The organism is Pseudoalteromonas sp. 2CM32C (assembly GCF_023161925.1).
GTDB lineage: Bacteria > Pseudomonadota > Gammaproteobacteria > Enterobacterales > Alteromonadaceae > Pseudoalteromonas > Pseudoalteromonas marina.
In genome coordinates, this window is sequence record NZ_JALNTI010000001.1 from 731,809 (window position 1) to 750,849 (window position 19,041).

The 19,041-nt window shown below is 38.9% G+C and carries 20 protein-coding genes; 4 read left to right on the forward strand and 16 right to left on the reverse strand.

Going from position 1 to position 19,041, the window contains the following annotated elements; genetic code table 11:
* From MTF67_RS03400 to MTF67_RS03425, 6 genes are all read right to left on the reverse strand, one after another.
* Positions 1-570, reverse strand: coding sequence for a Maf family protein (locus tag MTF67_RS03400; RefSeq protein WP_039036275.1), 570 nt, complete (start codon positions 568-570; stop codon positions 1-3).
* Complete coding sequence (gene mreD / locus MTF67_RS03405) at positions 570-1,049, reverse strand: rod shape-determining protein MreD (protein ID WP_006793123.1); 480 nt, start codon at positions 1,047-1,049, stop codon at positions 570-572. The genes MTF67_RS03400 and mreD overlap by 1 nt, the downstream gene beginning before the upstream one ends.
* Complete coding sequence (mreC, locus tag MTF67_RS03410; RefSeq protein ID WP_006793122.1) at positions 1,042-1,884, reverse strand: rod shape-determining protein MreC; 843 nt, start codon at positions 1,882-1,884, stop codon at positions 1,042-1,044. The genes mreD and mreC overlap by 8 nt, the downstream gene beginning before the upstream one ends.
* Positions 1,884-2,927 carry a rod shape-determining protein gene (locus MTF67_RS03415; RefSeq protein ID WP_002958401.1) on the reverse strand — a complete coding sequence of 348 codons (1,044 nt, stop codon included), beginning with the start codon at positions 2,925-2,927 and terminating at the stop codon, positions 1,884-1,886. The genes mreC and MTF67_RS03415 overlap by 1 nt, the downstream gene beginning before the upstream one ends.
* A 131-nt stretch (positions 2,928-3,058) precedes the next feature.
* Complete coding sequence (locus MTF67_RS03420; protein ID WP_039036274.1) at positions 3,059-5,107, reverse strand: formylglycine-generating enzyme family protein; 2,049 nt, start codon at positions 5,105-5,107, stop codon at positions 3,059-3,061.
* 374 nt (positions 5,108-5,481) lie between these two features.
* The gene (locus MTF67_RS03425) at positions 5,482-6,003 is read right to left on the reverse strand and encodes a type II secretion system protein (RefSeq protein WP_039036273.1); all 522 of its coding nucleotides are present in this window, start codon (positions 6,001-6,003) and stop codon (positions 5,482-5,484) included.
* A gap of 175 nt (positions 6,004-6,178) precedes the next feature.
* On the opposite strand from MTF67_RS03425, the gene MTF67_RS03430 reads away from it, so the two are divergent.
* Positions 6,179-7,087 carry a pyridoxal-phosphate dependent enzyme gene (locus MTF67_RS03430; RefSeq protein WP_248518702.1) on the forward strand — a complete coding sequence of 303 codons (909 nt, stop codon included), beginning with the start codon at positions 6,179-6,181 and terminating at the stop codon, positions 7,085-7,087.
* 61 nt (positions 7,088-7,148) lie between these two features.
* On the opposite strand, the gene MTF67_RS03435 is transcribed toward MTF67_RS03430, so the two are convergent.
* The 3 genes from MTF67_RS03435 to MTF67_RS03445 form a co-directional block, all read right to left on the reverse strand.
* Positions 7,149-8,831 (reverse strand): EAL domain-containing protein, encoded by a 1,683-nt coding sequence (locus MTF67_RS03435; protein WP_248518703.1) that lies wholly within the window; start codon positions 8,829-8,831, stop codon positions 7,149-7,151.
* Between the two features lie 619 nt (positions 8,832-9,450).
* A complete protein-coding gene (locus MTF67_RS03440) occupies positions 9,451-9,954 on the reverse strand; it encodes a hypothetical protein (protein ID WP_248518704.1) in 504 nt (167 codons plus the stop codon).
* 46 nt (positions 9,955-10,000) lie between these two features.
* Positions 10,001-10,243, reverse strand: a complete 243-nt coding sequence (locus MTF67_RS03445) for a DUF2798 domain-containing protein (RefSeq protein ID WP_153916517.1) — start codon at positions 10,241-10,243, stop codon at positions 10,001-10,003.
* Between the two features lie 153 nt (positions 10,244-10,396).
* Between MTF67_RS03445 and MTF67_RS03450 the strand changes: the two genes are divergently transcribed.
* Positions 10,397-11,314 (forward strand): LysR family transcriptional regulator, encoded by a 918-nt coding sequence (locus MTF67_RS03450; protein WP_153916518.1) that lies wholly within the window; start codon positions 10,397-10,399, stop codon positions 11,312-11,314.
* Positions 11,315-11,382: 68 nt separating this feature from the next.
* On the opposite strand, the gene MTF67_RS03455 is transcribed toward MTF67_RS03450, so the two are convergent.
* The 4 genes from MTF67_RS03455 to MTF67_RS03470 form a co-directional block, all read right to left on the reverse strand.
* Complete coding sequence (locus MTF67_RS03455) at positions 11,383-12,192, reverse strand: peroxiredoxin family protein (protein ID WP_194945106.1); 810 nt, start codon at positions 12,190-12,192, stop codon at positions 11,383-11,385.
* A gap of 4 nt (positions 12,193-12,196) precedes the next feature.
* Complete coding sequence (locus MTF67_RS03460) at positions 12,197-12,850, reverse strand: DsbA family oxidoreductase (protein WP_153916520.1); 654 nt, start codon at positions 12,848-12,850, stop codon at positions 12,197-12,199.
* 62 nt (positions 12,851-12,912) lie between these two features.
* Complete coding sequence (locus MTF67_RS03465; protein ID WP_153916521.1) at positions 12,913-13,713, reverse strand: SDR family oxidoreductase; 801 nt, start codon at positions 13,711-13,713, stop codon at positions 12,913-12,915.
* Positions 13,714-13,792: 79 nt separating this feature from the next.
* Positions 13,793-14,341 carry a carboxymuconolactone decarboxylase family protein gene (locus tag MTF67_RS03470; protein WP_153916522.1) on the reverse strand — a complete coding sequence of 183 codons (549 nt, stop codon included), beginning with the start codon at positions 14,339-14,341 and terminating at the stop codon, positions 13,793-13,795.
* A 307-nt stretch (positions 14,342-14,648) separates the two neighbouring features.
* Between MTF67_RS03470 and MTF67_RS03475 the strand changes: the two genes are divergently transcribed.
* Both MTF67_RS03475 and MTF67_RS03480 read left to right on the forward strand, forming a co-directional pair.
* Complete coding sequence (locus tag MTF67_RS03475; protein WP_153916523.1) at positions 14,649-15,233, forward strand: TetR/AcrR family transcriptional regulator; 585 nt, start codon at positions 14,649-14,651, stop codon at positions 15,231-15,233.
* Positions 15,234-15,259: 26 nt separating this feature from the next.
* Positions 15,260-15,931: a haloacid dehalogenase type II gene (locus MTF67_RS03480; RefSeq protein ID WP_153916524.1), complete on the forward strand. Its 672-nt coding sequence runs from the start codon at positions 15,260-15,262 to the stop codon at positions 15,929-15,931.
* Positions 15,932-15,972: 41 nt separating this feature from the next.
* On the opposite strand, the gene MTF67_RS03485 is transcribed toward MTF67_RS03480, so the two are convergent.
* The 3 genes from MTF67_RS03485 to MTF67_RS03495 are packed head-to-tail and all read right to left on the reverse strand — an operon-like array spanning position 15,973 to position 19,039.
* Entirely contained in the window at positions 15,973-18,141 is a 2,169-nt protein-coding gene (locus MTF67_RS03485; RefSeq protein WP_153916525.1) for an AAA family ATPase, read from the reverse strand.
* Complete coding sequence (locus MTF67_RS03490) at positions 18,138-18,590, reverse strand: VPA1267 family protein (RefSeq protein ID WP_153916526.1); 453 nt, start codon at positions 18,588-18,590, stop codon at positions 18,138-18,140. The genes MTF67_RS03485 and MTF67_RS03490 overlap by 4 nt, the downstream gene beginning before the upstream one ends.
* Positions 18,590-19,039: a hypothetical protein gene (locus MTF67_RS03495; protein WP_153916527.1), complete on the reverse strand. Its 450-nt coding sequence runs from the start codon at positions 19,037-19,039 to the stop codon at positions 18,590-18,592. Before MTF67_RS03495 ends, MTF67_RS03490 begins: the two co-directional genes overlap by 1 nt.
* Positions 19,040-19,041: the final 2 nt, after the last annotated feature.

Below are 19,041 nucleotides of genomic sequence, written 5' to 3' on the forward strand. Positions count from 1 at the left end.
CTACCCTCTTAAAAATGCGTGTAATAATTGTTCAGTCTCATATAAAGGTAAACCGACAACACTAAAATAGCTACCCGCAATATGCGTAACAAAGCGACCACCTAGCCCCTGAATACCATAACCACCGGCTTTATCTTGCGGCTCACCACTTTGCCAGTAGGCTTTAATCTCTTCATCGCTCAGTTTTTTAAATGTCACATCGGTACTGATAACTTGGCTAAGCACTTTATCTTCAGTCGCAAAAGCAATAGCGGTTAGTACCTGGTGAGTGTTTCCAGACAAGCGTTTAAGTGTATGCGTAAAATCGGCTTCATCGCGTGGTTTACACAACGATTCATTATCAATAACAACGACTGTGTCACTACCTAGTACTGGCCGGTCTGTGTAACCAAGCTTGACACCTGAGCAAGCTTTTAGCCTCGCTAAGCGCTCTACATAGGCATGAGGAAGTTCATTAGGGAGTTGGCTCTCGTCTGCATCAACACTAAATTGCGAAAATTCGATACCAAGTTGAGCCAATAGCTCTTTACGACGAGGAGAAGCTGATGCCAGATATACGGCAGTATTCATTATCTGATCCTAAAATGTCTGCGGTATTTACGAAGTAATAAAAACACCCAAAACCAACTAATCATGCCAGTAAATACCGGCCATAAGTATTGTGGGTTAAAGTAAACACCAAGCAAAAAATGGTTTAGCCAAAACTGCATTAAATGATACAGCGTTAAAAACAAACCAATTAACAAACTTTGCTGCCAAAGCGAGAAGTTACGAATTTTTTGAAAGTTACTTGCGGTAATAAATATACATACCGAAAATGTCAGCGAGTTAACACCTAAAGGTGAGCCTGACGCTAAATCAATGAGTAAACCGACCACCCAAGCAGTACCAATATTCAACCGATGTGGCACGGCCAATGACCAATACATAAGTACTAATAAGACCCAATCCGGTCTAAATGGTTCAAACGAAAATGGCAACGGCATTAGCGCCATAATTAAAGCAAAAAATATGCTCAGCGCAATTAACAATGAATAACGGTTAATCATCGTTTATTTGCTCCTGCTGACTGCGCCATAAAATTACAAGTAAGCGAATACGGTCAAGCAACGCAATAGGCTCTGCATATACTTGTGCAAATGGACGACCTTCATCTCGGTTAATCTCTGTAACAATGGCGACAGGGTACCCCTCAGGAAATGTGCCCCCAAGCCCTGAAGTCACTAATACATCACCAATACGCACATCTAAGCTGTGTGGAACATGCGAAAGCTTAACCACATTAATTTTACCAATGCCTTCAACTACGGTTCGTACGTCGTTTCTAAGTATGCGCACAGGTGTTGCGTGAGTTGTATCGGTCATCAATAATACGCGCGACGTAGTGGAACCTACTTTAGTAAGCTGCCCTACCACCCCCATTTCGTCTATTACCGCTTGTCCTTCGCTTATGCCGTCTGTAGTACCACGGTTAATAACAACTTGATGACTGTAGGGGTTTGAGTGAACCGATAATACTTGTGCAATAATTTTACGATTAGATTGTTTTGCTGACGAACCAAGTAATGCACGTAACTTTTGGTTTTCTCTGGCTAAAAATTGGTACTGTTGCAACTGCTCACTTTGTAGCATTTGCTTTTTTTTCAGTGCTTCGTTTTCAGTAAGGAGTTGGTCTCGCGTGTGTAAGCTTTTAGCACCAATGCTAAATAACTCATAAGGTAAGTTGGCAACATAAATAAGCGGGCTAACCAGTGTATTTAAACTGGTGCGCACAACGGTTCCACCTTCTGTGTACCTATCTCCAGCTATGAGTACGATACTCAAAAGCACTGCGACAAAAAGTCGCAGTTGCAAAGAGACAGTGCGCCCAAACATTAATTTCATTAGTCGTAACTAAAAACGTCACCACCGTGAACATCAATCATTTCTAATGCTTTACCGCCGCCACGTGCTACACACGTTAATGGGTCGTCAGCAACAACAACAGGAATGCCTGTTTCTTCCATTAATAAGCGATCTAAATCTTTTAATAGTGCACCACCGCCAGTCAGTACCATACCATGCGCAGAAATATCTGATGCAAGCTCTGGTGGCGATTGCTCAAGGGCAACCATTACTGCACTTACAATACCCATTAGAGGCTCTTGAAGCGCTTCTAAGATTTCATGTGAGTTAAGCGTAAATGAACGTGGAACACCTTCAGCTAGGTTACGGCCACGTACTTCGATTTCAATTGGCTCATCTGTTTTAAACGCAGAACCAATTTGGTGCTTAATGTTTTCAGCGGTTGCTTCACCAATTAAACTACCAAAGTTACGGCGTACATAGTTAATAATAGCTTCGTCAAATTTATCGCCACCAATACGTACTGATGATGAGTAAACCACACCATTTAGTGAAATAATAGCAACTTCAGTTGTACCACCACCAATATCAACAACCATAGAGCCTGTTGCTTCTGATACCGGTAAACCCGCACCAATTGCCGCAGCCATTGGTTCTTCAATTAGGTAAACTTCTCGAGCGCCAGCGCCCATTGCAGATTCACGAATTGCGCGTTTTTCTACTTGCGTTGCACCACATGGTACACAAATAAGTACGCGCGGACTTGGGCGCATAAAGTTATTGTTATGCACTTGCTTGATGAAGTGTTGTAACATTTTTTCTGTTACATAAAAGTCAGCAATTACACCGTCTTTCATTGGGCGGATTGCTTTAATATTACCCGGCGTACGACCTAGCATCTGTTTTGCTTCGGTACCTACCGATGCAACACTTTTAGGGCCACCAGCACGCTCTTGACGGATAGCAACAACTGAAGGCTCGTTTAGAACAATACCTTCTTCTTTTACATAAATTAGGGTATTGGCTGTACCCAAGTCGATCGACAGATCGTTAGAAAAAATACCACGGAGTTTTTTAAACATGAGGCTGGATGACCTTTGAAATACGTTCTTATATTAGCTGCCTCACTTTAACATGCTCATTTTGATGAGCAATATAAAGTGCAGCGCCTTTGTGAATTTGTTAAAAAAGGAAGCAATGCTTCCTTATAAATTTATCTCTCGCGAACTAAGCGAAAACCAATGTAGTTTGATCTAAAATCAGGCGCTAAAATTAATCGTGTTGATACGCGTGCAAGGCTTGGTGCAAAGTTCCATGCCCCGCCTCTTACTGCCACATCCGATTCACCTGATTTTTTACCGGTCCATTCCCATACGTTACCTACCGTATCGTAAAGTCCAAACGCATTTGGAGAAAAAGACCCAACCGGTGCTGCGCGCTTGTTTGACCATTCACTACCACACCAACCACAGTTAGCTAGGTTTTTACCAATTTCGTTACCCCAAGGGTACTCAGTTTCTGTACCTGCACGAGCTGCATATTCCCACTCAACTTCGCTAGGTAAACGAAATTGCTGCCCTGTCTGGCCAGATAACCAGTCAGCATATGCTTTTGCATCGTTATAAGTTAAACATACAGCCGGAAAGTCACTGCCCTGTTCAAAGCCAGGATTGCGCCAGTTTAAAGCCGCTTCCCATACTGGCTCGCCATTTAAATAATATGCGCAGCCTTTATTTATTTCTGCTTCTGTTTTATACGCCGTATTAGCAACAAATTTTTCATAGTCGCCTACAGTCACTTCCTTGCTTTGCATAGCAAAAGAGTTAGCAATGGCTTTTTCAATAACGGGGCGCTCATTAGCTAATCCGTTACCATTGATATCACCCATTTTAAATTTGCCAGCAGGAATAACCACAACAGGTGTTTCTACATTTGCGTTTAAAACGTTAACATTTTCGCTTACTCTGCGTGTTTGTGTTTCTGGTTGCTCGCGAGTATAGGTCGGTGCAGCAATCGACTTAGGCTTTTTTACTAAGTTAGCATTAATTGTTTGCGCTTTATTTAGGTTTACACGTGCTTGGTAAGGCTTGTAACCTAATTTACGAATTTCAATTTCATGCACACCTTTTGGTAAACGCGTAATTAAACGAGTAGAACCAAAGCTTACACCGTTAATGAATACTTCATCATCGTATACATTAGAGCGAAGTGTTAACTCTACCGACTGATCTTTTTTTTGTTCAACAACCGTGTAATCAGACTTAGACTGAACTGGCTGCTTAACAGAATAATCGCGTACAGGCTTGTTGTTTAAACGCGATACCGAAACTGTATTGTTATTATCCGCGCTATTGCTGAATGTTAACTGACTATCTGAATAGGTAGTGCCATAAGTTGGCTGGTAAGCTGTATTTAGCGGTGAACCGTATTCTGAACAATAACGGTTATCTATACTTAATAGGTTACATAAACGGCTGCTATTCACTTCGCCGCGCATTGAAACGCTTAAGTTAACGTTGTAATTACCTTGGCCGCTAAACGCACTATTAACCACATGGCTACTTAAAATTTGTACTTGCGCCCCTGCTAAATTGCGTTTTGGTTCAACTATGCGCTCTTCGGTTAAGTTTGCAAAAATTTGATCTACAAAGCGTTTGGTTGCTTTTTGTAAACCCATTTGCTGACCACGTTGCTCACAGGCTGCAAGTGTTTCGGTGCGCTTACAGTTTATTGTATGGTTAACCTCAAGCGTACCTTCACGCGTAAACTCGTTACGCAAGCGCTCAACACGAGCTGTTGTTAACTGCTCTTTTAAACTTTCTAAGGTATTTAGTAAAGTGTGCTTAGCAACTCGTATTTGCTCAATATCTTTTCGGTGAGATGCAATTGCCGCCAACTGCATAGAGATATCATCTTTATTTTGCTTGTGATCAACTACCGCCTGTTGATAGCGAGATTGAGCACTTGTAATATTTATTGATGGATCATCAATTAAACGGCGATACATTTCGTTCATCGCGTCGAGCGCTTGGTTTTTTTCTTTATCTAGCTCAGTTGAACGAGAACGAAGTAGCTCTAATTGATTTTGTAACTGACTTTCTTCTTTTAAATGTTTATCAAGTATTCTTGTCGAGTTATCGTATTCTGTCTGTTTAACACTAATCTCTGACTCAATTCCAGTTACGGTAGCTGTGTCTTGTGCAAATGCACTACTTGCTAACAAACTAGCTGTAATTAACAGAGATAAAGGAGTAATTCGCATATATTCCAGTCCCAAAAAGCGGCAATTATTTGGTCGTTATTATTTTTTTATAATTAAAGTCTTATGCTATGTACTTGCAGCGCAAAACACAAGCTTTGTTCAATTATTATCTTAGTTTACAACTATTCGCCCGTTTCACGCTAGTAAATAACCTGATCATTTACTCTAAAGCCGAAAAATTGTGAAACAATGCTTAGATTCTCATTAAATTCATAAACTTACACTTAACAGTGAAACTATTTTATTTTAGGTTATTGATCACCGTTAAGTGTCACTTTGTATTAAAGCTAGCGTATTTGCGTTATTTAACCGTTAACCATTAAAAATAACGTTATCAAATAAACTAGCAAACTTATAAACACTTATTTTTTGTACTAACACTCAGACGTAAATACGCTTAAAGCGGGCGCAGTAATTATATTTTGTTTAGTGTTTTTTTTGGCTTCAACATATTCAATACGGCAATTATCTACTGCAGAATAACTGTTGGGATAAATAATAGCTTTTGCAACTTGTGGGTTGCTAGTAATATTAAATTCCCCAGTATTATCACTCGCAAACTTAGTATCTAAAAATGCTTTAAAAGCGGCCTCGGTTGCAGCAGGGTAGCCGTAAACAATATCAACCATGTTTTCTGAATCAAGCTCGATACTAGCATTAGCTTTATTATGCACATTTTTTATAATGGCTTTTCCATGCACAACGCTTATTTCAGCTTGAATTGATACTTGCAGTGTTTCAAGAATGGATGCGTGTGCCTCACCTTGAAGGTTTAAAAAGCGCGGGGCAAAATAAACAGCTAACGCACCAAAAGTGACAATAACAATTATTAGCTGCAGTAACGAAAAGCCAACCTGTTTTTTTATAAGTATTGTTTCTTGAAATTGCTTCTTCATAACTAAACTCCCTTTACAATTGGTTAACTTTAAAACATGTTTGCCAATCTAGCTACTCAAAATTTAATCAACGCACTGTTACACACAACAATCCGTCGTAATTTTGCATAGCCCCTTTTGTTTATAAGCTATAAAATTGGTCATGTATTTTATTAATCCTTTTAATTGAGAAAAAATGCCTGCATCTTTCAAAATAAATGAAACCACTATTACGCAAACAATTGATGATCCGTGGTTAAAAAGTAAAGGCATTGAGTTACTAGTAAAACGAGATGATTTGCTTCACCCTCTAATAAATGGGAATAAGTGGCGCAAACTAAAATATAATTTATTAAAAATGCAGTCGCAGAATAAAACTGAGCTACTTACTTTTGGTGGGGCGTTTTCAAACCACATACATGCATGCGCCGCAGCTGGAAAAATCTTTGGTTTAAAAACACATGGGATTATTCGCGGGCCTAACTTAGATCTAAGCAACCCAACAATTCAATTTGCACAGCAGTGTGGCATGCAGCTTCATGTTGTTAATCGCATTGAATATAAGTTACGAAACGATTCACAATACCTTGCTGAGCTTCAAGAGAAGTTTCCAGATGCGTATATTCTTGCCGAAGGCGGGACAAATACCTATGCAGTACCCGGTTGTGCAGAGCTTGCACAAAGTTTACCAGAACACGATTACCTAATTTGCCCCACAGGAAGCGGAGGGACATTAGCAGGGTTAATTGAGGGGAGTAATACAGCAACACAAATAATAGGAATTGCAGTTTTAAAGCAAGCGCAATATTTAATAGATGAAGTCCGGGAGCTAAGCTGCAAAGCAAAGTCACAAACTAACTGGCAATTACTTTGCGACTTTCATGGAGGTGGTTACGGTAAATTTACCCCTGAGTTATGGGCGTTTTGCCAATATATGGATATTACACATAATTTACCATTAGAGCCTATTTATAGTGGTAAAATGATGTACGCAATATGGAACCTAATAGAGCAAGATTATTTCCCTTCTGGCAGTAAAATAATTGCGATTCATACCGGTGGCTTGCAGGGGCTAAAGGGTCTTAAATACAGAAAACTAATTTAGGCATACTTCTTTTCGGTTAAGCCCCATTGCATAAGGCGTTAATTTACAAAGCTTAAATATTTTAATGAAAAACAGCCTGAGTTAGCTCTTGTAAAGGCTCCGAAAAATAAAAACCTTGTGCGCCAGCAACGCCCAATTTAGTTAACATAATGAGCTCTTTTTGAGTCTCAACGCCTACGGCATAAACAGGAAGGTTTAGCATTTTACCTGCATCAACAATCTCTTTAATACATTTTTGATTATGCGATTTTTCATTAACTAAGTGAACGAGTTCATAGCTTAGCTTTAGGCCTATTACCTCTTCACAGTGAATAAGCAAAGGAATGTTTTCACTCGTTTTTACATTATCAATAATAATATTAGATCTGTGTTTTTTTATTGTATTTAACGTAGTTGATAACGCATTTTTGTTGTTGCAAAAGAGAGACTCACTCATTTCAAACTGTAATTGACAGCTTAGATTAAGCTTATCCATTTGCATGGTTAACCAGCTCCAAAACTTATCGTTAAGCCAGTTTTTAGGATGCATATTAATACTTACGCTCAAAGGCGACTTCTCTGCCATTACAAGTGTTAGTATTTGCGACAATACCGCCTTATCTAGAATTAACGCGTCATCTTTACTCTCAACTTGGTTAATAAAATACTGAGCCGCTAGTAATCCATGCATGTCGTGTCTTACTCTAATTAACGCCTCATGCTGGATAATATCACCACTAATCAGATCGAAAACAGGCTGAAAAGACAGCATAAATTTATTTTTCTTAATATTGTTTATAACCTGCTCATTACAAAATAACACTTCTTGGCTTTTGCTCAGCGCCAACCGGTGACGGTGTAATAACATACTATTTTTTGAAAGCGTTAGGGCCGACTGCGCTATTTGCAAAACCTTTGATTGATCAGCTCCTAGACGAAAATTACACGCACCCAATTTAACATGCTTACGAGTCGTATTTTTTTGATGGCTTTGGCACACATTAAAAATTATTTTATGCAAACGCTCCGTGTACCGATCAAGCTCTGCAATAGGTACGTTGTAAAGCATAATGGTTAGCTTGTCTGGATTAATAAGTTTCACAGCTACTTTTTTTATCTCTGGAATACCTTTTAGAATAAAAACTTTAAAACTAGTTTCTAAGTCGGTATTTTTGTCAAACTTACACTCCCAACTGACCAAAACAAACAAACTATGATACTGTTCAGCGGCAGCATATAGTGAGGCTAACTCCTCACTTTCAACATTTTTAACCACATTTAAATTGGAAATACTACTAGTCAATTTTGTCGGCTTGTGATGACGACTTCGGTGTTTTAATTTTCTAAAGTTAGCAGCGCTTCCCCAACGGTATAATGATATAGCGGCACCCACTATCACCAGGTTAAGTAAAATAAATAAGTAGCTTTCCATTATCCACACAGGTGAATGGTAAAGGCCTAAGTTCAATGTTTTATATGAAAACACCTCAAGCTGCGGCTTTATAATGTTTTTAAAGTGGAGGGAAGACGACTCAGGTGCAAGCATAAAGCCATTGCTTTGTGCTAAAACAGACAGTGTTTTTTGATTCAAAGGGGCATTTAATTGTAACTCATAAACTTGCTTTGTGAGCTGCTGGCCAGCGCTATGTACTTTTAAATGTAACGCATTGCTTAAAATGAGGTTAAAGCCAATAAGCGATACAACAAGCATGACCAAACAAATCGGCTTAAAATATCTTAATAACCAATACTGCCCCTTAGACATAACTCACCCACACGTAATATTAGTCACTAAAGTGTTGTTCAAAAAAGCCATAAGCACAAGGTAGCCAATTAACTTTAAATGTAAAACAGTACTTAAGCTAATTACCATTATTAGCAACACGAGAAAATTGGCTAACATTGATGGAGTGAAAGACATAAAAAAGCCGCTTAATAGCGGCTTTCTATAATTTATTTCAACATTCTTTCTTTGGTTAGAACGGTAGTATCCGTAAAATTTCACAACACTAGCCAAGCGAGTGACTGAGTGAATGAAAAAATCTATATAAAATAAGGGTAATCAACCAGCAAACCACTTTCTTATCACACTCTAATTTTACACTTATAATTTTTTCGTAAACATAATAGTGAACCAGCCCCTAATTAAGCGTATTGCAACGTTTAAATTGACACTTTTCAATTTAAATAATTTACGCTGATTCCATCAGCGGTACTCATTCATCCATGAATTTTTGCAGTGTGTTTAACCATAACATTTGAGTACGACTTGTTCCAACAATTCGGGATTGATGTTAACGATAAACATCGAATTGTCACTGCAACCATGCGGCTATGAAGAGCCTCTTAGTGCAATAACAGACATTGGCACAGAGCTACGATTTTTAACTTTTACGTTTGCTCGCTATAAAAGTACAAAGAGAAATGAACATCACTATTACTGTCAATACTGGCGGTTTTGATTGAAATGGTAATACTTCAGCAGGTACGTTTGGCGATAAATGAACATAAACTGCGACAGTCATAATAACCAAAGTCAACAATGTAGCACTCTTAAGCAATATCTCAGCGGTGTTAGCGGAGATTAACTTATCTTTGGTTAATACCAGCAAATACATTATACCTGCGGTAATTTCACCCATTTGTCCTGCAAATTTGGCGAGTTTAGGCAATGGCAAGCCACTTAACTCAACTTGAGAAGCGAACATCGTAGCAAAAGGTTGAAAGAACTTTGCTGTTCCACCTAACACCATAAAGCCACCTAATAGCGCAATTACGAAGGTTTGGATCTTGTTTCCTGTACTTGCGTTTGAACGAAAAAGGTAAGCTATTGTGATTAATGCCATTGTACTAATCATACTAACTTCCAATAGAACTTGAGTATTCATCAGGTCAACTCCAATAAAGAAAACTATTTATCATCCTGTAAGAAGCTTAAGCTTCTTCTGGCTGTAAAAGGAATTTAGTAACAAACAATCTAACGATCGGTGCAACTACTGCTAAAAGTAATAATGCGGGTGGTACTACTTGTGCAATAGCCGCCCCCCAAGCAGCAAAGAAATCACCATCAAGTGGCAAATTACGATAGGCCATTATTCCAGACATTCCTAATAACATGGTTGGTAGCACCATAGACATCATTAACGGATATTGAAATTTACGTGGAAACTTTTTCATCTTTAACTCCAAAACTATTCACTTAATTTAGTCACTGCGACTAATCAATGAAGCTATTCTAATCGCTTGCCATCCATTCAAAAATAGACAATAATGCATTTTAAGAATACATATATGTAGCCATGAGTTAACTGCAAGTCTGAAGGTGGGAATATGATAAATACAAAACAAATGACTAACTTATATTGGTTTTGCTTATCTGTTGAATCTGGAGGTTTTGCTGCTGCAAGTATCAAAGCTAAAACCTCTGCACCTACGGTTTCCCGGTCAGTTGCTCATCTTGAAGAGCAACTTAATGAAAAGCTTCTTCATAGAGACGCGAAAAATTTTAGACTTACCAATGCTGGAGAGGAAGTCTACAAGAAGTTTTCTCATGTTTTCGCTCAACTAGATGAACAATGGCTCAGCTTATCAAATAGCCAAGGAGAGCTTACTGGAGATATTCATATCTCGTGTCCTGAGCCTTTTGCTGATTTCTTTTTACAACCGTTAGCCATAGAGTTTATGAAGCTGCACCCCAACGTAAACATTTTCGTTCACTTTGCCTCTGATGCTGAAGGTTTTATCGATGAACAAATTGATTTGGCGATTGTTACCATGCCAGCTACATCGCCAAACTTAGTGCAAAAAAGGTTATTTGAGGCCGAACTAGCCTTGGCTGCTTCCCCTGAATATTTAAGACGCCACCCTGCACCGGATTCGGCAGAAGCACTGCTAGGCCACCAACTATTGGCGGGCAATAATTTTCCTTATTGGCATTTAAAAGAAGAAGACAAAACGATAAAAATCCCCGTAAAACCTAAGTATGCGATTAACAGCTTACGGTTGAATATTCAGGCAGCTATTGCTGGAGCAGGCATATGTTTATTACCTAAAGTGGCACTAAAGCGTTTAGCAGAAAATAACAAGCTAACTCCAATTTTACCCAAGGTAGAGTGCCCAACTGGAACGGCATACATTGTTTGGACTGACAGAAAAATGATTTCTTCCCGTGTGGTAACTTTTCGTGATGAAATTTTTAACAATATGAACAAAGGAGCAGAAAACTTGTGGGGCGCTATGTTTCAATAAAAGCTTATATATCTGCACCGATGCTCTTAATATAAGAACCGAGCAGATTGTGATCGGTTCTTAGCAAGTTACTCAACTAGTGTTTTTAGTGCCTCTTTTAGCTTAAATTCATTCGCTCTTAAACGAACATCTTCAGCTTGGTCTATCCACCGAATAATTCCATCTTCATCTATTAACAAAGTTGTTGGAATTGCCATAGGTTTATATTTCATCACCATAGGAAACGGCAAACCAAAGAACGTTTTGCTAGATGCACTTTCACCGCCTAATGCTTTGTGATGTTCAACACCAAATTGGCGAATTACCGTTAGCTCAGGATCAGACAATAGCGTATGGCTTAACTGATCTCTTGCTTGGTGCTTTTTAGCTGATTGAATATCATCATTTGAAAGCGCAACGATGTTGACATTATATTCATCAAAAAGAGGCTTCATTTCTTCAAACATTTGTAGCTCGGTACTACAGTACGGACACCATGATCCCCGAAAGAACTTTAATAACGTTCTTCGGCCTTTAAGTTGGTTAGCGTCATATACCGTACCATCGATATCCTTAGCTTGAAATTGAGGTACTTTGTCGCCTACTTTTATTTGCAAATTACCTAGAGGAGGCTTCGCTTCTTTAAAAGTTATGATAAATACCGTTGTCATCATTAAAGGCATGGCAGACAGTAATATTACAAGTACTGACCCAATGGATAGTGATTGAACAGTTAGAAAGATCGCGATAGCGCTAAACAATGAACCAATTGCAAGTGCAGTAATAAATAGTACTGGCACTTTAGGTGTTCTGCGCTTTTTAACTTTGGCAAAATACAAAACTGCGCCTATCGCTGTAGTCAAAAAACCAAGTAAGCTAAATAAAATATCTAAAGTCATGACGTTAGAACCCATGCTGCTGGGCTAATTCTTGCAACACTTGCTTAAAATTTTCTTGGGGCTGCGCACCTGTTAGTGCGCTTGTACGGTCAAAAACCACCGTTGGTACACCACTAACGCCTAGTTGCTGCCACTGAGCTTCAAGTGTTCTAACTTTTTGTTTTATTTCTTCATTGTTTAGCGCTGCTATTGCTTTTTCTCTACTGATACCCACAGCACCTGCTTCTTCCAACAAGACCTCTTGTTTTGAAACATCTTTTTTCTCAGTAAAGAATGCTGAAAACAAACGCATCTTTAAATCCATCTGCTTACCTACACTATGGGCATAATCAAGCAGTATGTGGGCATCAAAGGTGTTAACTATTTTCATGCCATCAAAGTAGTTAAACTCGAAGCCATAATTAACACCAGCTTTGGTAATATTAGCTCTGGCTCGATCACTATCTTCTTTTGAAGAGCCATACTTTCTCGCAACATGAGCACGTAATTCCTCGCCCTCTGATGGCATATCAGGGTTTAATTCAAAAGGCTGCCACACTATGTCAACGTTATCTTGAAGACCTAACTCTTCTATTGCTGCATTTAGGTGATTAAAACCAACAATGCACCAAGGGCAAACAACATCAGAAATAATGTCGAGTTTAATTTTTTTAGTCATTATTCAGCTCCAATGGAAAAGCTTGCATCACACAAGCTACTAAAAAGTATATTGAAAAAGTTTTATAGACGTTTAGTATCTAATGCACCGTTTAGGATTTTTTGCATTGAAAGTGACATCATTTTGCGAGGGGTTAAATCAGCCATAAACGCCATAATATTATTGCGCAAACCCGGCACGGTCAAAACACGTTTACCAACACCTTGCAAACCAACTTTTGCAACTTCCTCTGGCGACCTAGCGTCCATTGGCACTTTTTTCCAATTAACACCAGTGCTCACTGCCATAGGAGTTTGGGTTAAGCCCGGAGAAAGAATACTCACATCTACACCCTTCGACTTAAGCTCTCCGTAGAGTGATTGACCAAAGTTTATTACGAATGCTTTTGAACCCGCATATGTTGAGAAGTAAGGAGAGGCCATTTGACCAAACATGCTTGCAACCAACAAAATTCCGCCTTTACCCCGTTCAATCATCGTTTGACTAAAGTGGTGACTTAGCTCCATAGTAGACATCACATTGACTTGCAATAGTCGCTTTTCTGCTTCTAAATCATTCTTTTCAAATGCACCATTGGTTTCCAACCCTGCCGACAAAGCCAACAATCCGATATCGTGGCTAACGGCTTTAATTTTCTCGACACCTTGCTCACTGCTTAGATCAGCAACAATGATATCTGTTTGAATGTTGAAATCATTCTTAAGCTGTTGTGCATAATCCTTTAATTCTTGTTCTCGTCTTGCAACAAGAACAACATCCATACCATCAGCAGCTAATTGTTTAGCCATCTGCTGACCAATACCCGATGTAGCACCTGTTATCAGTGCCCACCCACCATATTTTTGCTTAAAATTAAAAGACATAATGCTTGCTCCTAAAAACTCTTTCTAGTGCTCACCTCGTCACAGAGACGAGGTAAAATTTGACTAATTTATGCTCGTACTATTTAGTCCAAGCAAATTTTGCGAACATAGAGTCAACCGGTGTTTTAGCTACGTGGTTAACATAGTTACTGATTACTTTTTGTGATAAACCAAGAATAATTTCAATCACTTGTTGCTGACTGTAACCAGCAGCGAAAAACGCTTCCATTTGCTCGTCAGATACGTTGCCGCGCTCACGTACCATAGCTAAGGTAAAATCATGTAATGCTTGTAATTTGGCTGTCGGCATTGGTTCGCTGTTACGCAATGCTTCAGTTAATGCAGGATCAACTTTCATTGAATGTGCGATTGCTGTATGAGCAGGAACACAAAAAGTACACTCATGCTCAACATTAATGGTTTGCCAAACAACAGTTAACTCTTCTGCATCAAATGAAGTTGACATAAATAACTGATGTAGCTGTTGGTAAGCTTTTAGTGTTTCTGGTGACTCAGCCATAGCTGCATACAAACCCGGTACAGCACCCATCTGCTTAACTGCACCTTCTAACATTGCTTTGCTTTTCTCTGGTGCTGTTTCTACTGTGTGAAATGTAAATTTGCTCATTTTATTTCTCCAAATATCTTAGGCGAGTGCCTAACCTGTCTGTCATGTATATGTGGCGTAATACTTACTTCGCCTCGTTGATGTGGTGTACTTTAAATCAACTTGAACGATCGTTCAAGCATTAATTTGAGCGATCGTTCAAATAGATAGCCCTTTCGAAGCTATCTACCTGAATTAATTAAACATAAAAAATTAAAAAATTTTCAAACAATCCCTTAATGGGATATTGGTTATTTATCGCTTTACCTTGACTCGATAGAAACTTATAATTGAACGATTGTTCAAGTGGTCTTTATAGGTAGATGTAATGGCAAAGACAGCGAAATTTGATCGCCAAGAGGTGATAGATAAAGCAACTAATCTTTATTGGAAGAAGGGCTTTCACGCAACTTCAATGCGTAATTTACAAGATGAGATTGATATGCGTCCCGGTAGCATATATTCAGCATTTGGTAGCAAGGATGGTTTATTTAAAGAAGCATTAAGAAATTATACCGATATTGGATTAGCTCAGATGCAAAGCCTTGCAGAGCAAAATAAATCCCCCATAGATACACTGAAAGCATTTGTTAAAGCGCTAGTCATTGATACACAGACTGATGCGCCAAATGGTATGTGTATGCTATCAAAAACTTTAGGTGAATTGACCGAGGAAAATCAAGAGCTGATTGATGTGACTAAAAACCACCTTGGTGAAATTGCTGATGAAATGGTCGTATTGATTGAGCAAGCTAAAGCTAATGGCGAAATAGATAAAGCTAAAGATGCCCAAGAACTCGTGGAGCATATTCAGATTCAAATAGCAGGCTTACGTACATTTGCGAAAATAAATAGTGATAAGCAGCTACTAGACAAAAAAATAGAAGCCATATTTATTAATTACCCATTTTAGTCTTTATTATTTATAAGGAAGTAAGCATGCCGCAGCAAGTTATCTTATTTGACATCAATGAGACTATCTTAAACTTAGCTCAATTAAGGCCTAAGTTTGAGCAGTACTTTGGCAACGAACTATTCTTGGATACTTGGTTTTCAATGTTACTCCATTCATCTACCGTATGTTTAACAACCAAGGTAAACACAAACTTTAAAGACTTAGCAGTGGCGAGCTTAAATGCACTCGCTGGTCGATTAGATAAATCGTTAACTAGTGAGCAAAGTTGCGATGTTATAAGTACATTAGCAAATTTACCTGCGCATGATGATATTAAGCCTGCATTGGTTTTATTGAGAAGTGTGGGTTTCAAGCTTGTTGCTTTCTCAAATTCATCTGAAACTTTACTTAAATCTCAGTTAAAAAATGCTGGATTAACCGAATATTTCGATAACGCTATTTCAGTTGAAAACACAAAGACTTTTAAGCCATCCGAAGATGCTTATAAATATGCCGTTGAAAAGCTAAATGTCGCTTCTCATAACGTGACATTGGTGGCCGCCCATGACTGGGATACCCATGGCGCTTTATGCGCCGGATTAAATGCGGCTTTCTTAGACCGATTTAACGCACCATATAACCCAACTTATAAAAAACCAGCAATTATTGGCAATTCGATGGGGGAAATTGCAGATAAGCTGATTGGGTCAAAGTGACTATAATTCAGCGTCCGTTGTTCGCTCTTTAGAGACGTATATTATTGAGATAATAATTCAACTAAATAACTATTTCGCTTATGCGAGTTACTATGCGCTTCTGTGATAATCCTTAAATCATGCAAACTACCAATTATATGGATCTCAGCCTCGGCTCTTGTTATTGCTGTATACAGCCAAGCTCTATCTACGATTTTTCCTTTTTGTAAGACTATAATAATTCGAGGAAATTGCGACCCTTGAGCTTTATGAAGTGTTATTGCATAACCCAGTTCCATGCAATCCAATACAGATTGGTTAACCTCTATCACCTCACCAGTATCTAACGTTACTTCACCGTAGGTATCACCAGAAAAATTAACACTGGTTAGCGTACCAAGAGAACCATTTTGTATGCATTTATCGTAGTGGTTTTGAGTAAAAAGTATTTGATCATTTAGTCTTAGGTTTTGAAAGTACTGCTCTCCGTGCATAGTGAATTCCAACAACTCACCATCAGGGTTAACTGCCTCTTGCGTTAACTTGTTTATATCAGCAACTAACTTCTTAGTTGGAGCCATGATTCGACTATCACTAGGTGATTTCTGGTATAGGTCACAGCATACTCTGGCTATGTCTTCTCTCTCAGTTTGATGAAAATATACTGCTCCCGATGAAAGGTTATCAGGAACAATTCCTTGATTAATCAATTTTGAATATTCAGGGATTCCTGTTGTGCCTTCTTGCCGTTTTACTATATCAAGTTTGGTATTAGTAATTGTTTCGGCAAGAACGATATCAGCCAGCACTTTACCGCAACCAATAGGCGGAAGTTGATCTGGATCACCAGTAAAAATAATCCTGACTGATGGGTGTATGTGATTCACTAAACGGTACATCATTGGCAAATCAATCATACTAGCTTCATCAATTACCAACAGATGTTTCTGTTGCTCTGAAGTTGGCTCTATAGGCGCTTCTCGTAACAACTTGGCAATAGTTGATGTGATAAAACCGATAGACTCATGTAAACGCATAGCGGCTCTACCACTTAGCGCTACAGCGTGTATTTCAAACCCCATTTGATAGTATGCTCGAAGCGCTGTTCTCAGTACCGTGGTTTTACCTGTTCCTGCACCACCAGTGATACAACTAATTGCGTTATCTAAGCACGTTGTAACAGCCTCAGTTTGCTTTTGCGTTAATTCATAAGGTAACTCACTAACAGCTTTCAGGTAGGCGCTGTTGGCTTTTTCATCATAAAGGTCTGTTTGCTCAGATAGCTGTTTTAGTCGTTTAGTAACGACATTTTCCATCAGCAACTGAGCTGTAGGGTGATAATTTCCCGTTTCAGTGTTGAGGATGTATTGCGCTTTATCGTAACCAGCTTTAAAAGCTTGGCTAACGAGTTCTTTGTCTTTAAGTAGTTTTGTTAGCCTTGGACGCAGATCCGTTTGTGATGTATAGGTATGGCCTTTTTCAATTTCCTTTCTAATTGCTATTTCTATGGCTGCACTCAAGCGTTTGTCATCGTCTTTTTGTATGTTTAAGCCCGATTCTGCGTTTGAAGCGATTAAATCAATATCTTCAAATGACATGCCAAAACCCACCAAAATGTATGGGTTATGTTTTATCGCTTCAATTGAATTTTCACTATGATGTTTTAACAGTCGTTGTTGAACAGTGGCTGGAATTTTCCGTTCAGACATCCAGTTACAGAACCCTAGGTTTTTATATTTTGCATAACCCTTGAACAAAGCATTGATTGATTCGTCACTGAGAAGCTTTTTAAGGCGTAATCGAGACTCAGCGTTGTCATTACTAGCAATTGAGTGGAAATCTTTGCCTAATAACTCCCAGAGCGCCCTAGCTTTACTTTCACCGATACCCTTAAAGTCATTTTCTTTAGCAATAAACTTGATTAGTTGCTCACCTGTCTCTGGCAACTGACATTCAACGTGCGCTGGTGACTCGTATGTATGCTGCTGCATTACATAGTCACCTGTATCCATGTCTTCAACTAGCCTGTTGCCTCTGACAGACCAGTGTTGACCAATTGCAGGTTGCACGGGAATCTCGTTAGGGTGAGTCTTAATGGTGACGTAGTATTTGCCACTATTTATTTTGTATGAGTTCTTCCGCAGCGGCACACCGCTGAAAATAACCATCTTTGAGGAAGCAAATGGAATGCTAGTGACTCGGAATTGTTCTTCATGAGCTACCGAGTTCATCTTGGCATGAACCCCATTTCAGCAAGCGTTTCTGATAATTCGCCAAACCGTTTTAATCTATTTTCAAGCTCTTGAACTTTAGCTTTCAGCTCAACATTTTCGGCTTCTAGACTAGATAAGCGTTTAGAGTCTAATAACTTACGGTTGGTAGTATTATCATATTGCTTTGGCTTACTGTTAGCGCCCTTAGCGTTTTCAGTAAGCCTTGGCAAAACCCCCGTATCTCGAAGTCTATCTTCCAAGCTCTTAAGCTGCTCTTTTAGCAATGGATTCTGATTCAAAGCAGATTTTCCGCAACCAACAGCTTTAGCTATTTCGCCACGGTTTAACTGCCCTCTAAAAATGATCTGTTTAAAGTCATCATCAGATTGTGATGCAGCCCAAGCGATGAAGTCATCTACATTCTTTTGTGCTTTTTGTTGACCGTTTAAGCCTTTTCCTGTTGCCATTACGAGCCACCTGTCCTGCGCTTCAATTCAGTCAACGGTTGTTCTAACATTTCAACAGCGTCATCAAGTGAGTCTATTCTTATTCCATGTTTATAAGCGTTGAACTGCCAAAGTACGAACCTCTGCTTGTATTTCTCTATTGTTTTATTGGCTCTAGCTAACTCGGCTTCTAGTCCTTCAATTTGGGTCATCAGGTACTCTACGTCACTATCCTTACTATCCTTAGTCTTTACTTCTTCAACAGTGTTTTCCCTCAAAAACTCTTTGCGTGCAGTAAAGGCTTCCTGAATCTCTTTATAACCAGATAAAGTTTGACGAGTAACATCCTCCAATCCGAGCATAGACTTAACCTGCTCACATAAAAGAGGCCAAGTTAATTTACCTTTCCATGTATCAATTAGGTGTAATATTTCAGTGATATTGTCGCTAGTAACTATGATCTTGGGCATCG